This is a genomic window from Desulfotomaculum copahuensis, from assembly GCF_001655685.1.
Lineage (GTDB): Bacteria > Bacillota > Desulfotomaculia > Desulfotomaculales > Desulfovirgulaceae > Desulfotomaculum_G > Desulfotomaculum_G copahuensis.
On sequence record NZ_LYVF01000062.1, the window covers coordinates 26,475 to 39,851 of the forward strand.

Consider the following 13,377-nt stretch of genomic DNA (forward strand, 5'->3'; position numbering starts at 1 on the left):
TAAAAATTAGTTTTTTCTACCCGAATAGTGTGCACTTTTCCGCTCACCGCTTTTTCCGCAGTGTAAATTAAAACTTACACCGTCATTAAACAAAAGGGGACATACCCGCGTGCTCCGGGCATGTCCCCTTTTGTAAATCAAGGTTTACAGTGTATAGTATTGTCTAACCGGCCCGGGCGGCCTTTTCCCGGCTGCTGCGGTAGCAGGAATAATCCAGATCCGGAAAAATATTGTTTGTTTCTTCCAACCAGGCCAACCATCCCTCTTCCAGGCGGTGTTCCCGGATCTGTCTTTCCAGGCCGAGAAAATTCAATAAGTGTTTTTTGGTGCGCCGTACGGCATAATCGACCATAGTGCCGGTGTTCATGATGAACGCCCAGTCACTGCTCTGGGCGAGCAGCAGTTCCCTGGCCGCCTGGTTCAACGCCCGCCTCAGCAGGCCGCCGGCCGACGGATAATCGTCTGCCAGCCCGGTCATGCGCGCGGCGGCCAGGTGCAGGTGGCGGTAAATCCAGTCGTTGGCCCGGCACAGCCAAACTTCGTTGTAGCCCTTGTTCCCCCAACTGGAGGCGCAGGGGACGGCCACCTGGTTGCAGCGGAAACGCTCCAGGTAGTCGCCGGGGGTAATCAGTTCCACCGTATCCTGGTCGTAATGCATTTTCCGGATCAAAAACTCCAGCCATTGCGGTCCCTCAAACCACCAGTGGCCGAAAAGCTCGGCGTCGTACGGGGCGACGATGACCGGCGGCCGGTCCATGATCCCGCTCAGGTAATCCACCTGGAGCTGCCGGTTGAACATGAAGTTGGCCGCGTGTATTGCCGCCTTCTCCACCGCCCGGGCCGGCACGTAGGGTTCCTTGTGGTCGCCGGTACCGGTGATGCGGTAATATTTTATTCCCGTGTGCAGGCGGATGCCGTCGGGATGAATGTACGGCTTGATATAGCCGAAGTCCAGATCAAAGCCGATGTCCCGGTAGAATTCCCGGTAGTCGAAGTCGCCGGGATAGCCCTCCTTGGCGCTCCACACCTGCCGGGAAGATTCGGTGTCCCGTCCGAACACGGCCACCCCCGAGGGGCAGTAGAGCGGGGCGAAAACACCGTAACGGGGACGGTGGGAGGCGTAAAGCACACCGTGGGTGTCGGTGAAGAAAAACTTGATGCCGAATTCATTCAGAATCTGATCAACGCCCGGGGCGTAAGCGCATTCGGGCAGCCAGATGCCCCGCGGCGCCACGCCGAAATGCCGGCGGTGCAAATCCACCGCCACGGCAACCTGCGCCCGCACCGCTTCCGGGTTGACCATCAAAAGGGGCAGGAAGCCGTGAGTGGCCGCGCAGGTGGTGAGTTCCAGCCGGCCGGCGTCCTGAAACCGTCTGAATCCGCGCGCCAGATTGCGTCCGTAAGTATCGTGCCAGGTGCGCCGCGCCGCGTGAAAATTGTGTTGATACATCAGCGCCGTGTCGTGAAAAGGCGTGCCCCGGGTACGCTCCGCTTCCCGGTTGCTCAACTCGATCAACCGGTCCAGATGTTTGGTGTAACGCTCCTGGAGCAGGGGATCGGTAAACATGGACACCAGGGGGGGCGAGAGGGAAACAGTCAGGCGGAAGGGCACACCGTCCCGTTCCAGCCGTTCAAAAACCTGCAGCAGGGGGATGTAAGTCTCGGTGACGGCTTCATAAAACCATCTTTCTTCCAAAAAATGCTCATGCTCCGGATGCCGCACATAGGGCAGGTGGGCGTGCAGTACGAGAGCCAGATAGCCGCGGGCCAAATGAAACACTCCCATCGTATAATGTCCTGATTTTTTTAAACGGGCGGGCAATTGAAAAGGACCGGCGGCCGTATACCGCCCCCGGTGCCCAGGTCCGGCGGCGCCTCTGCCGGGCGGTCTTTCTTCAATTTATATCCTGATCAGCGCCCCGCCAGCCGGGCGAACTGATGCCCAGGGGCAGCACTCCGGCGCCGGCGCCCATTTCCTCCAGAATCAGGGGGGAGCTGATGCCATACTGCGGGCGGTAAGTGCGGTACAGGCCCTCGATCCACATCCACTGCTCATCCAGGCACTCGGACAGATCATCACGGGGTGTGGTCACCAAGTTTGAGCGAAGCAGGGTGACAAAACGGCCGTCCGGAAACCGGCGTCCCAGATCCAGGCAGAAGGAGCGGTTGGGCCGGCCGGCCGGAATATGCCAGTTGTCCGCCTGTTCATTTATGTTGATGTCAATATAGCTGTTGGCGTTTTGACCGTTGAACTCAATTCCCGTCACATCATAAACCCTGAGCACCGGACGGGTGGCCTGCCAGGCACTGACGCCGTAAGTACGATCAAACTCTTCCTGTTTGGTGGCTGTTATTTCCCAATAGGCGTAAAGCCAGTAGGGATCCCTGACCAGTAAAACCAGCCTGTCCAGTCCGTAGGCGGCAGGCAGCTCCAATGCCGGAACAGCCGGTTTTTTGGCCGGCGGCGGGGGCGGGACGGCCAGTTCGGCGGCCATTTCTTCATTAAACGCCGGGCCGGCGGTCTTTGCCATGCCGGCCGGACGCCTGAAAGGCCGTAAAAAAATGACCAGCAGTGCCGCTGCCAGCACAGCTCCCAAAAACAAGGACAATGAAATGGTCATAAGTTGCCCTCCTTTAAAACTGAGTTCTGTCTAATAACAATCGCACAATGGAGGCATAATGCTTTATATATCGTAGACAGGCTTATTATTGCCCGTCGGGCGAATCTTTTATTAAACAAAAAATAACCTTGGCCTGGAGGAATCAAGTTGCCCAGGGAAATTGTGCTTGGAAACGGCAAAATGCTGATTAATTTTGATCAAAGCGTGAATATGAGGGATTTGTATTATCCCTATGTCGGGATGGAAAACCATATCTGCGGCCACAAAAGCAGCCTCGGCGTGTGGGTTGACGGCTGTTTTTCCTGGCTGGACGGCGGGGAGTGGCAGATTACAAACGGCTACCGGCCGGCCAGCCTGGTCAGCCGGATCGAGGCGGTGAATCCCTGTTTGGGTATCAAGCTGGAGATCAACGGTGCGGTTCATTATGCCCGTGACCTGTACATCAAAAAAATCCGCCTGCAAAACATGCACAGCACCAGCCGGGAAGTACGCCTGTTCTTTCATCACGACTTTTCCCTGGGCGGTTCCGACGTGGGGGATACGGCCCTGTACGACCCGGATACGGGCGCGCTGATCCACTACAAGCGCCATTACTATTTTTTATTTAACGGGCGGGCGGAAGAGGCGGGATTTTTCCAGTTCACCACCGGCATCAAACGCTTCGCCGACCAGGAAGGCACCTGGCGGGACGCGGAAGACGGAAACCTGGTCAATCACCCGGTGGCCCAGGGATCGGTGGACAGCACGGCCAGCCTGCGCGTACGCCCCGGAGCGGGGGGGGAATCCGTGCTGTATTACTGGATTGCAGCCGGGGACAGCTTTGAAGACGTCAAGCAGGCAAACAGCTTTGTGCGGGAACAGGGTGTGGACGCACTGCTGGCCGAGGTGGAAAGCTACTGGCGCCATTGGGTGGATAAAATTCCGCGCTTCTTCGCCGGCCTGGATGAAACGGCGGTGGAACTGTTCAAAACCAGCCTGCTGGTGGTCAGGACGCAGTGCGATCAACGGGGGGCCATCCTGGCGGCCAACGATACGGATATCATGGCCACCAACCGGGACAACTACTCCTATCTCTGGCCGCGGGACGGGGCGCTGGTCGCACACGCGCTGGAACGGGCCGGTTATCCGGAAGTGAGCCGGCCGTTTTATTCTTTTTGCCGGGAGATCATCACCCCGGAAGGTTTTTTCTGGCCCAAATACAACGCCGACGGCTCGGTGGGCTCAAACTGGCACCCCTGGATCCGGGCCGGACAACTGCAGCTGCCCATTCAAGAGGACGAAACCGCCCTGGTGCTTTGGGCGCTCGGACATTATTTCGGGCGGTTCCGTGATTTTGAATTGATTAAGGATTTATACCCCGCTTTGATTAAACCGGCGGCCGGCTTTTTAACCCGTTACCGGGATCCGTCCACCGGGCTGCCGCTGGACAGCTACGACCTCTGGGAGGAAAGACGGGGGGTGTTCACTTTTACCGCCGCCGCTGTTTACGCCGGTTTGGCGGCGGCGGCGGATTGCGCCGCACTGGTCGGAGACAGCACAAACGCGGCGCAATGGCGGGAGGCGGCCCGGCAGGTACGCGCCGGCCTGCTTAAATATCTGTACAGTTATGAACTGGGGCGTTTTATCCGGGGCATCATCCATGTTCCCCGGGGTGAACCGGAAAAGGACTTTACTCTGGAAAGCAGTGTTTACGGTGTCTTCGGCTTCGGCGCGCTGCCGGCCGCCCATCCCCGGGTGGCCGGCACCATGCGCGCAATCCGGGAAGGGCTGCGGGTACGTACGGAGATCGGCGGCATCGCCCGCTACACCGGGGATTATTACTTCCGCCGCAGCGCCGATGTGCAAAATGTGCCGGGCAACCCCTGGTTTATCTGCACCCTCTGGATGGCCGAGTGGTATGCCGAAGCGGCACGGAACCCGTCCGGACTTGCTCCGGCGCGCGTGCTGCTGGAGTGGGCGGCGCTGCACCGGACCGCCGGGGGCATGCTGGCCGAACAGCTGCACCCCTATACCGGCGAACCCCTGTCCGTATCCCCGCTTACCTGGTCCCACGCCACCTATATTCTGGCAGTATTGAAATATATTGAAAAATACACCCGCCTGACCGCCCATTAGCCGCCGGGCGGGCCGTCCGGTAAATTGCGCGCAGGGGAAAAATTGCTTTTCCCCTTTTCTTCCGGCGCCGGGAATGTTAAGATGGGTATAAAGCCATTTCCAGGAGGTAGGACCTTGTTCAACAACCCGGAAGACAAAGCGCTCAAATCGCTTCTTTCCACTGCCCGTACCATTGCCGTGGTCGGACTGTCCGACAAGCCGCAGCGGGACAGCCACCGCGTGGCCAAATACCTGCAGGAGCAGGGCTACCGCATCATTCCCGTCAATCCTGTGCTCAAGGAGGTGTTGGGCGAGGCCGCATACCCGGATCTGGCCTCCGTGCCGGTACCGGTGGATATTGTAAACATCTTCCGGCGCAGCGAGGAAGTGCCGGGAGTGGTGGACGCCGCCCTGGCCAACACCCCGCCGGAGGCGATCTGGATGCAGCTGGGCGTGGTCAATGAAGAGGCGGCGAAGGCGGCCGTATCCCGGGGAGTGACAGTGGTCATGGACCGCTGTATCAAAGTGGAACACGGGCGCCTGCTCGGCGGCGCGCCCGGCGGGGAGCGGACGTGAAAACAGTCCGCCGGGTTCCGGCGGCCGGAGGGAAACGGCGCCGGGAAACAGCCGGGGAAGCTATGCCGCCGGGGCGGCCGGACGCCGGGACCGCCGCCTTTCCGGACCGGGAACCGGGTGCCGCGGCCGCTCTTCCGGCCCGGCCGGTTTCCGGAAACGTTCTTGTTCCGGGGCCGGAAAGCACGGCAGATACGGCCGGGCGCGCCCGAAAAATTCTGGCCGTGCTGGCCCGCACCTACCCGGAAGCGGATACGGCGCTGCATTTCGCCAGTCCGTTTCAACTGCTGGTGGCCGCCATGCTCTCGGCGCAAAGCACCGACCGGCAGGTGAATATAATAACCGCCGGCCTTTTTCAACGCTACCGCACCCCGGCCGACTTCGCCCGGCTGACGCCGGAGGAGTTGGCTGAAAAAATCAAGGGCTGCGGCCTGTACCACAACAAAAGCAAAAATATCATTGCCGCCAGCCGGATGCTGGTTGACAAATACGCCGGGGCGGTGCCGTCAACCCGGGAGGAACTGGAACGGCTGCCCGGGGTGGGACGCAAAACGGCCAACGTGGTGCTCAACGTAGCCTTCGGCCGGCCGGCGCTGCCGGTGGACACCCATGTTTTCCGGGTCAGCCACCGCCTGGGCCTGTCCAGTGCCCGCACGCCGGAACGGACGGAGGCGGATCTGCTCAAGTTGATTCCGGAGGCGCAGCGCCGTGACGCCCATCACCGCCTGATTGCACACGGCCGCCAGATCTGCCGCGCCCGCCGCCCCCGCTGTGCGGTTTGCCCTCTGGCGGCGCTCTGTCCTTCCCGGGACGCCGCGCCGTCCGGGTAGCAATGCCGGCAGGCCGGCGGCCGCGGTTGGCCGGACCGTTTTACACGTCCTGACGCCGCCCGGCCGCAAACCAACAGGTCAGGAAGGGAACAGTTTTGCACATCGTCCTGGTTGAACCGGAAATTCCCGCCAATACGGGCAATATTGTACGCACCTGCGCCGCCACGGGCAGCATCCTGCACCTGGTGCGTCCGCTGGGATTTTCCACCGATGACAAGTATTTGAAGCGGGCCGGCCTGGATTACTGGTATCTGGTGGAAATCCATTACCATGATTCCTTTCTGGAAGTAAGGCGGCTTTATCCAGGTCATCATTTTTACTTTCTGAGCACCCGGGGGGAAAAGTGCTACACGGGAATACGCTACGGTCCGGAGGACTTTCTGGTGTTCGGCAAGGAAACGCAGGGCCTGCCGGCAGCGCTGATCCGGGCCAACCGCGCGTGCTGCTTCCGCATCCCGATGGCCGCGGACGCCCGCTCCCTGAACCTGGCCAATTCAGTGGCCCTGGTGTTGTACGAGGCGCTGCGCCAGCAGAATTTCCCCGGGCTGTGCTAAAATCCAGAACATAACAATTTTAAAAAAATACGAATGGCAGGATGAGCGACAAACAGCGCGAATATTTTGTTTATAGAATTGTGGCAAGGAAAGGACGGGGCCGCATGAACCTGACCATAGAGCAACTGCACCGTTCCCTGGAGCTGGCGGACTACATCTGTGACGAGGAACTGGTGGTGACCGTATATCTGGCCTTGAAGCTTGGCCGCCCCCTGCTGGTCGAGGGAGCGCCGGGAGTGGGCAAAACCGAGGTGGCCAAGGCGCTGGCCCGGGTGCTGCAAACGGACCTGGTGCGCCTGCAGTGTTACGAGGGTTTGGACGAAAACCGCGCCCTCTATGAATGGAATTACCAGCGGCAGTTGTTAAAAATACAGATTGCCCGGAACAGTTGCAATGACGCGGAACTGGAAAAGAGCCTGTTCGACCCGGAATACTTGTTGGAACGCCCGCTGCTCAAAGCGATCCGGGCCGGCCGGCAGGTGGTGCTGTTGATTGACGAAATAGACAAGACCGATCCGGAGTTTGAAGCTTTCCTGTTTGAATTGTTATCCGACTTTCAGGTTTCCATTCCCGAACTGGGCACACTGAAGGCGGTGCACATTCCGGTGGTGGTACTCACCAGCAACGGCGACCGGGAGCTTTCCGACGGCCTGAAGCGCCGCTGCGTCTATTTGTATATCGACTATCCCGGAGTGGAAAAGGAAGTGCGCATCCTGCAGGTAAAAGTACCGGAGGCCGGAGAGACGCTGGTCCGGGAAGTGGCCCGGGCGGTGCACTACATCCGGGCCAACCTGGATTTGAAAAAACAGCCGTCCATCGCTGAAACCCTGGACTGGGCGCGGGCGCTGGTAGCGCTGCACGCCGGCGCCCTGACCCCGCAAAACATGGACCGGACTCTGAACCTGCTGCTCAAGAACCGTGACGATCAGCAGGCTGTCAGAACCGAACCCGGTTTGGAACAGCTGCTCTCCCGGAGCAGGGAGGCCGGGCCCGGCGGGGACGCCGCCTCCCGGTGCGCCTGCGGCCGGCACGGCGCATAGCGGGGTGAAGGCATGGAAGTGGACCGGGTAACCAGAGTGGTCGCCCGGGTGGAAGCGGAAGGCATGAATTCCCTGCACCACAATCTGGCCGGGTTCATTCATGTTCTGCGCCACCTGGGCTTGCGGGTGAGCGTCGCCGAAGCGTTGGACGCCTACCAAGCCCTGACGGCGGTGGACCTGATGCAGAAAGAGCGGGTCAAGGCCGCCCTGCAGGCAGTGCTGGTCAAGGACCGGGCCGGCCGCGCCCTTTTCGGACTGGCTTTTGACCGTTTCTTTGTCACCCCGGAGGAAAAAAGGCGGCGGCAGCAATTACGCCGGCAATGGGAGGAGGAACAGGCAATACAACAGCAGCAGGCGGCGGCGGAACTGCAGGAAGCGGTACGCCAGTGGCACCCGGATTACCAGTTCACCGGCGAGCAGGTGGCCACCTTTGCCCGGCTGCCCTCTGAACAGCGGCGCCGTTTCAAGGAAATCATGGGCCGGATGCGCGGCAATCCGGTCAACGATCCCCACGACCTGATCGCGCAGGTGATTCAGTCGTCTTTAAACTACTGGCGCTATTACCTGATGAAAAACCGGGTGGAAAACCAGCCGCCGGACGCGGTCCATACCGGCCGGGAGGATCTGGACGCAGTGATTGCCGGGGTGGCCGCCGACTTCTACCGGGATCCGGACGAACAAATTATGCATGCGGACATGCAGAATATCACCGGCCGGGATGTGGACCGGATGACCGCCTTGATTCAGCGACTGTCCGCCCAACTGGCCAGCCGTCTCTCCCGGCGTTACCGGCGCAGCAGACTGCACCGGCAGGTGGACATCCGGCGCACCATCCGGCGTAATTTACGTTACGGCGGCACACCCCTGGAGCTTTCCTACCGCGCCCGGCGCGCGCACAAGCCCCGGCTGCTGTTGATCTGCGATGTATCAGCTTCCATGGCCCGCTATGCCCGCTTTGTACTGCAGTTTGTTTACGGCCTGTCCAGCGCCGTGCAGGAAATCGAAAGTTTTGTTTTTTCCGAGGATCTGGAGCGGATCACTCCTTTTTTCAAACACGGACGCAATTTTACGGAAACCATGACCGGATTAATCAACGAGAGCCGCCAATGGGGCCAGACCACCAACCTGGGCGCCGCGCTGCAGACTTTTGAACGCCTCTACCGGCCGCTGCTGAAAAGTGACACCCATGTGCTAATCGTCAGTGACGCCAAGACCATCGCCCCGGAAAAGGCGGCCGGGCTGCTGGCCGTGGTGCGCCGGCAGGCCCGGGAAATCATCTGGCTGAATCCCGTACCGGAGCGGGAATGGCAGCACCTGCCCGGGTTGGCGGCGTTCCGGGAACAGGCCGGCATGTTTGAATGCTATACCCCGGCCCACCTGGAGGACATCCTGCGCCGGCAGTTGAAAAAAATCTAACCGGCAGGATTTTGCCCGCCCGGTGTGGAATACAGTCTTAAAAACGGACGTTTCCTGTAAAAAAGGGGGTGAGCTGTATGGTCCTGAACAAAAATTACCTGGAAAGCACCAGCTTTTTACAAGATGAACAGGCTATCTTCAATTCCGTACACAATATCGTCATGGCCATCGATTATCAAGGGCGGATCACCATCTTCAACCCCACTTCCGAACGGGTTTTCAACATTCCGGCGGAAAAGGCGCTGGGACACCTGATCAGCGAGGTGCTCCCGGGCACCGGCCTGCTCAAAGTGTTGAAAACAGGCAAGCCCCACATCGGACGTAAATTTGTGGCCGGCAACGCCCTCTGGGTGGTCAACCGGACGCCGGTGATCCAAAACGGCGCCATTGTGGGCGCCATCGGCGTGGCCCAGGAAGTTACCGAGCTGCAATATCTGGCTGAAGAACTGGAAGAAACAAACCGCATCCGGGGCACCCTGGAGACAATTTTCGACAGCGCGCGGGACGGCTATCTGGCCATAAACAATGAAGGCCGGGTGATCCTGATCAATGAGGCCATGGCCGGGCTGCTGGGCGTCACCGTGGCGGAGGCGACCGGCCGGCATGTGACTGAAATAGCTCCCGATACCGGCTTGCAATTGATTCCGCGCAACAGCAAGACGCAGATCGGCGAGGTGGCGCGCATCAACGGCCGGGACACGGTGGTCATGCGCTACCCGATCTACCAGCAGGGGAAAATCGCCGGCGCGGTAAGCAAGGTCATGTTCAACGATGTCGAACAGCTGATTGCCCTGGCCGGAAAACTCAACGCGCTGCGCCGGGAGCAGGGCGCGCAGCGCAAAGAGACGGAGCGGGTACCGGGGGCGCGCTTCCAGGTCAACGACATCATCGGCTCCTGCCCGTCCATGTCGAGGCTGAAGGAAACGATCCGGCGGGTGGCCCAAAGGCCGTCCACCGTGCTCATCCGCGGTGAAAGCGGCACGGGCAAGGAACTGGTCGCCCACGCCCTGCATACCGTATCTCCCCGCCGTAACGGGCCGTTTGTCAAGGTGAACTGCGCCGCCGTGCCGGAAAACCTGCTGGAGTCCGAGCTTTTCGGCTACCAGGAGGGAGCCTTTACCGGTGCGCGCAAAGGCGGCCAGACCGGTAAGTTCGAACAGGCCAACGGGGGCACCATCTTTCTGGACGAAATCGGGGATATGCCCCTGGCCATGCAGGCCAAGTTGCTGCGTGTTTTGCAGGACCGGGAAATTGAACGGCTGGGGGACAACCGGACGCGTCAGGTCGACGTCCGGGTGGTGGCGGCCACCAACCGTGATATTGAGGGACTGATTCGTCAGGGCCAGTTCCGGGAAGACCTTTATTACCGTCTGAATGTGATTTCACTGCACATCCCCCCGCTGCGGGAGCGGCTGCCGGATTTGCACGGGCTGGCGCATCACTTTATTGACAAGTTCAATCTGGAGTTCGGCCTGTCCATCCGGGACCTGTCCCCCGAGGTGTGGTCGCTGCTGCAGGAATACAATTGGCCGGGCAACGTGCGGGAATTGGAAAACGTCATTGAACGGGCGTTCAACCTGGTGGAGGGGGAAACGATCCAGACGGGCCACCTGCCGCAGTACCTGCTCAAGTTGCACCGGGAGGTCAGGCGGCCGGTGGCGGACAGGACACTGCCCGCACTGCTGGAGGAAGTGGAAAAAGAGGCCCTGATCGAAGCCCTGGCCACCTCCGGCGGCAACAAGATGCAGGCCGCGCGGGCGCTGGGCATCTCCCGGGCCTGGCTTTACAAGAAAATGAAACAATACGGCATACAGTTGTAAGGGGCGGGGGACGGCGCAACAGCGGCGGCATCCCGCAATGACGAAAAACGTAAGTCTCACAACGGGGAGTTGCTGCAAGGGGCTGAGAAAGGGCTGCAAGCACCTGACCCGCCAAACCTGCCCGGGGTAATGCCCGCGAAGGGATAGACGGCTTCACCGCCAGTCGTGCGGCGTACCCTGTCTTTTGCGGGTGCGCCGTTGTTTATGGCCGCCCGCGGCCCGGCCGAAGACGGATACAAGGCGGCCTTGTTTGAAAGCAGGCTCAGCGTCGGCGGCAATTGCCGCCGGTAATTTTCCACGGGGATATTGACATAGTGATATAAATAGGTTAATATAAATTTACAGATAAAGAGATTTATTATCGTTAGGTAGATTGGAAGTGGAGTGGAGGATGGGAAAAGTTACACGTATGACCAGGCAAAAAAAATTGGTGCTGGAGATCCTGCGCAGCACGACCTGCCACCCGACGGCGGACTGGGTCTACGAGCAGGCACGTAAAAAAATCCCGGACATCAGCCTGGGCACCATTTACCGCAACCTGAGCAATTTGAAAGAGGCCGGGGAGATTTTGGAGCTCAACTACGGCAGTACTTTCAGCCGCTTCGACGGCAACCCGCGCAACCACTACCATTTTGTCTGCGAGGAATGCAAGCGGGTTTTCGACCTGAATATGCCGCTCCTGGAGGGTCTGGAGGAACGGGTGGCCGGACAAACCGGCCTGTGCGTAAAATATTACCGCCTGGAGTTTTACGGCCGCTGCCGGGACTGCCGGGAACGGAAAAATGAAACGGGGTAGTTTCCTGACGGAAACCGCCCCTTTATTTTTTGTCGCCCGTATCCGGGCGGGGAGCCGGGGCGGCGGCCCTTCCCCGCACCAGGGAAGTGAGCACGCCCAGGGCGGCCAGGGAGGCCCCGACCAGATAGGCGTCCTGCATGGACATGGTAAAGGCCTGTGCCTGCAGGGCGGCGCCGTGACGGCCGAGCGCGCGCAGTACGGCGTCGTGCACGGGCAGGCGTCCGCTGAACACGGCGCCGCTCAAGGCAATCCCCAGCACCATGCCGATGTTGCGCATGCTGGCCAGGGTGCCGGAAGCGGTGCCCAGGCGTTGGCGCGGTACACTGCCCATGATCGCGCTGTTGTTGGGCGCCTGAAACAGGCCGGTGCCCAGGCCGAAAACAGCCATGCCGGCGACAATCACCGCATAGGGGGTGGCCACCCCCACCCGGCTCAGCCAGAACATGCCGGCGGCGGTGATGGCCATGCCCAGGGAACTGAGCAGGCGGGAACCGATGCGGTCGCTCAGCGCGCCGCTCAAGGGAGCGACAAAAAGAATCAAAAACGGCGGAGCGGAAAGCACCAGCCCGGCATGGGCGGGATTCAGGTGCCGCACCTGCTCCAGGTAAAAAGGAAGCAAAAAGGTAATCGAAAACTGGGCCATAAAGTTTAATAAAGATGTGGCGTTGGCGGCGGCAAACAGGCGTATACGGAAAAGGCGCAGGTCCATCATCGGCTCCGGACTGCGCAGTTCCAGGTAGATAAACAGGCCCAGAAACACCACCGCCGCGGCCAGGGAAAAGAGAACAGCCGGCGACGACCACCCCCACTCCCCGCCATGGCTCAAAGACAGCAGCAGAAACATCAGCCCGGCGAAAATGGTCACCGCCCCCGGAATATCAAAGCGGTGCCGGACCAGCCGTTCATCCCGGCGCAGGATGCGCACCGCCCAGAGGGTGCCGATGATGCCGATGGGCAGGTTGACGAAAAAAATGGACCGCCAGCCGAACTGGCTGAGCAAAAGCCCGCCGATGGCGGGACCGAAGGCCAGCGCCGAAGCCACCACCGAGCCGTTCATGCCGAGCGCGCGGCCGCGCAGGTGGGGTGGGAAGGTGCTGGTGACGATGGCCGGACCGATGGCCATCATCATGCCGGCGCCGACCGCCTGCAGCACCCGGGCGCCGATTAAAAAGCCGATTCCCGGGGAAAAACCGCACAGGGCCGAGCCCAGGGTGAAGATCACAAATCCGCCCAGGTAGATCGGCTTGTGCCCGTACATGTCGCCCAGCCGGCCATAAGTGAGCAGCAGGCTGGAGATCATCAGCAAGTAGGACATGACCACCCATTCCACCATGGCCAGGGAGGTATGAAAGTAACTGCTGATGCTGGGCAGGGCGATATTGACGATGCTGCCGTCCAGCGGACCCATGAATGTGCCCAGGGCAATGGACGCCAGCACCCACCATTTGTAACTTTCTTCTGAAACGTTAGGAATTTTCAAGGCCGGCTTCTCTCCCACATAAAAGTTAAACGGTTTAAGAATTAGGTATGTGGATCAAAAAATCCTGCCGCACAAAGAAAATTTCCGGCGGCAGGATTTTGCCCCCCGCAAAACGAATGACTGAAAACGAATGTACAGGACAGCCGGAAGATT

11 protein-coding genes are annotated in these 13,377 nt (G+C 60.1%); 8 read left to right on the forward strand and 3 right to left on the reverse strand.

The features are described 5' to 3' along the window. Positions 1–163: 163 nt before the first annotated feature. Together A6M21_RS05020 and A6M21_RS05025 are read right to left on the reverse strand one after the other, a co-directional pair. Positions 164–1,771, reverse strand: coding sequence for a glycoside hydrolase family 57 protein (locus tag A6M21_RS05020; protein WP_066666882.1), 1,608 nt, complete (start codon positions 1,769–1,771; stop codon positions 164–166). A 124-nt stretch (positions 1,772–1,895) separates the two neighbouring features. Beyond that, positions 1,896–2,621 carry a DUF4912 domain-containing protein gene (locus A6M21_RS05025; protein ID WP_066666790.1) on the reverse strand — a complete coding sequence of 242 codons (726 nt, stop codon included), beginning with the start codon at positions 2,619–2,621 and terminating at the stop codon, positions 1,896–1,898. A 147-nt stretch (positions 2,622–2,768) separates the two neighbouring features. Between A6M21_RS05025 and A6M21_RS05030 the strand changes: the two genes are divergently transcribed. The 8 genes from A6M21_RS05030 to A6M21_RS05065 all read left to right on the forward strand — a co-directional run bounded on the left by A6M21_RS05030 (position 2,769) and on the right by A6M21_RS05065 (position 11,744). After that, positions 2,769–4,736 (forward strand): glycoside hydrolase family 15 protein, encoded by a 1,968-nt coding sequence (locus A6M21_RS05030; RefSeq protein WP_066666791.1) that lies wholly within the window; start codon positions 2,769–2,771, stop codon positions 4,734–4,736. Between the two features lie 114 nt (positions 4,737–4,850). Then, positions 4,851–5,291, forward strand: a complete 441-nt coding sequence (locus A6M21_RS05035) for a CoA-binding protein (protein WP_066666792.1) — start codon at positions 4,851–4,853, stop codon at positions 5,289–5,291. After that, entirely contained in the window at positions 5,288–6,118 is an 831-nt protein-coding gene (gene nth / locus A6M21_RS05040) for an endonuclease III (RefSeq protein ID WP_345788082.1), read from the forward strand. Before A6M21_RS05035 ends, nth begins: the two co-directional genes overlap by 4 nt. A 95-nt stretch (positions 6,119–6,213) precedes the next feature. Continuing rightward, positions 6,214–6,672, forward strand: coding sequence for a tRNA (uridine(34)/cytosine(34)/5-carboxymethylaminomethyluridine(34)-2'-O)-methyltransferase TrmL (trmL, locus tag A6M21_RS05045; RefSeq protein WP_066666793.1), 459 nt, complete (start codon positions 6,214–6,216; stop codon positions 6,670–6,672). A 104-nt stretch (positions 6,673–6,776) separates the two neighbouring features. Beyond that, a complete protein-coding gene (locus A6M21_RS05050) occupies positions 6,777–7,712 on the forward strand; it encodes an AAA family ATPase (protein ID WP_066666884.1) in 936 nt (311 codons plus the stop codon). Between the two features lie 12 nt (positions 7,713–7,724). Continuing rightward, positions 7,725–9,128 (forward strand): VWA domain-containing protein, encoded by a 1,404-nt coding sequence (locus tag A6M21_RS05055; RefSeq protein WP_066666794.1) that lies wholly within the window; start codon positions 7,725–7,727, stop codon positions 9,126–9,128. A 77-nt stretch (positions 9,129–9,205) separates the two neighbouring features. Further along, positions 9,206–10,948, forward strand: coding sequence for a sigma-54 interaction domain-containing protein (locus A6M21_RS05060; protein WP_066666795.1), 1,743 nt, complete (start codon positions 9,206–9,208; stop codon positions 10,946–10,948). A gap of 391 nt (positions 10,949–11,339) precedes the next feature. Beyond that, positions 11,340–11,744, forward strand: a complete 405-nt coding sequence (locus A6M21_RS05065; protein ID WP_066666796.1) for a Fur family transcriptional regulator — start codon at positions 11,340–11,342, stop codon at positions 11,742–11,744. 22 nt (positions 11,745–11,766) lie between these two features. Here A6M21_RS05065 and A6M21_RS05070 read toward each other — a convergent pair whose 3' ends face one another. Continuing rightward, positions 11,767–13,224: an MFS transporter gene (locus A6M21_RS05070; protein WP_242868769.1), complete on the reverse strand. Its 1,458-nt coding sequence runs from the start codon at positions 13,222–13,224 to the stop codon at positions 11,767–11,769. Positions 13,225–13,377 lie beyond the last annotated feature (153 nt).

Bases quoted from the DNA above. Each gene is read 5' to 3' on its own strand.
- A6M21_RS05025 (WP_066666790.1), bottom strand. From the start codon at position 2,621: ATGACCATTTCATTGTCCTTGTTTTTGGGAGCTGTGCTGGCAGCGGCA.
- A6M21_RS05050 (WP_066666884.1), top strand. From the start codon at position 6,777: ATGAACCTGACCATAGAGCAACTGCACCGTTCCCTGGAGCTGGCGGAC.
- A6M21_RS05055 (WP_066666794.1), top strand. From the start codon at position 7,725: ATGGAAGTGGACCGGGTAACCAGAGTGGTCGCCCGGGTGGAAGCGGAA.
- A6M21_RS05060 (WP_066666795.1), top strand. From the start codon at position 9,206: ATGGTCCTGAACAAAAATTACCTGGAAAGCACCAGCTTTTTACAAGAT.
- A6M21_RS05065 (WP_066666796.1), top strand. From the start codon at position 11,340: ATGGGAAAAGTTACACGTATGACCAGGCAAAAAAAATTGGTGCTGGAG.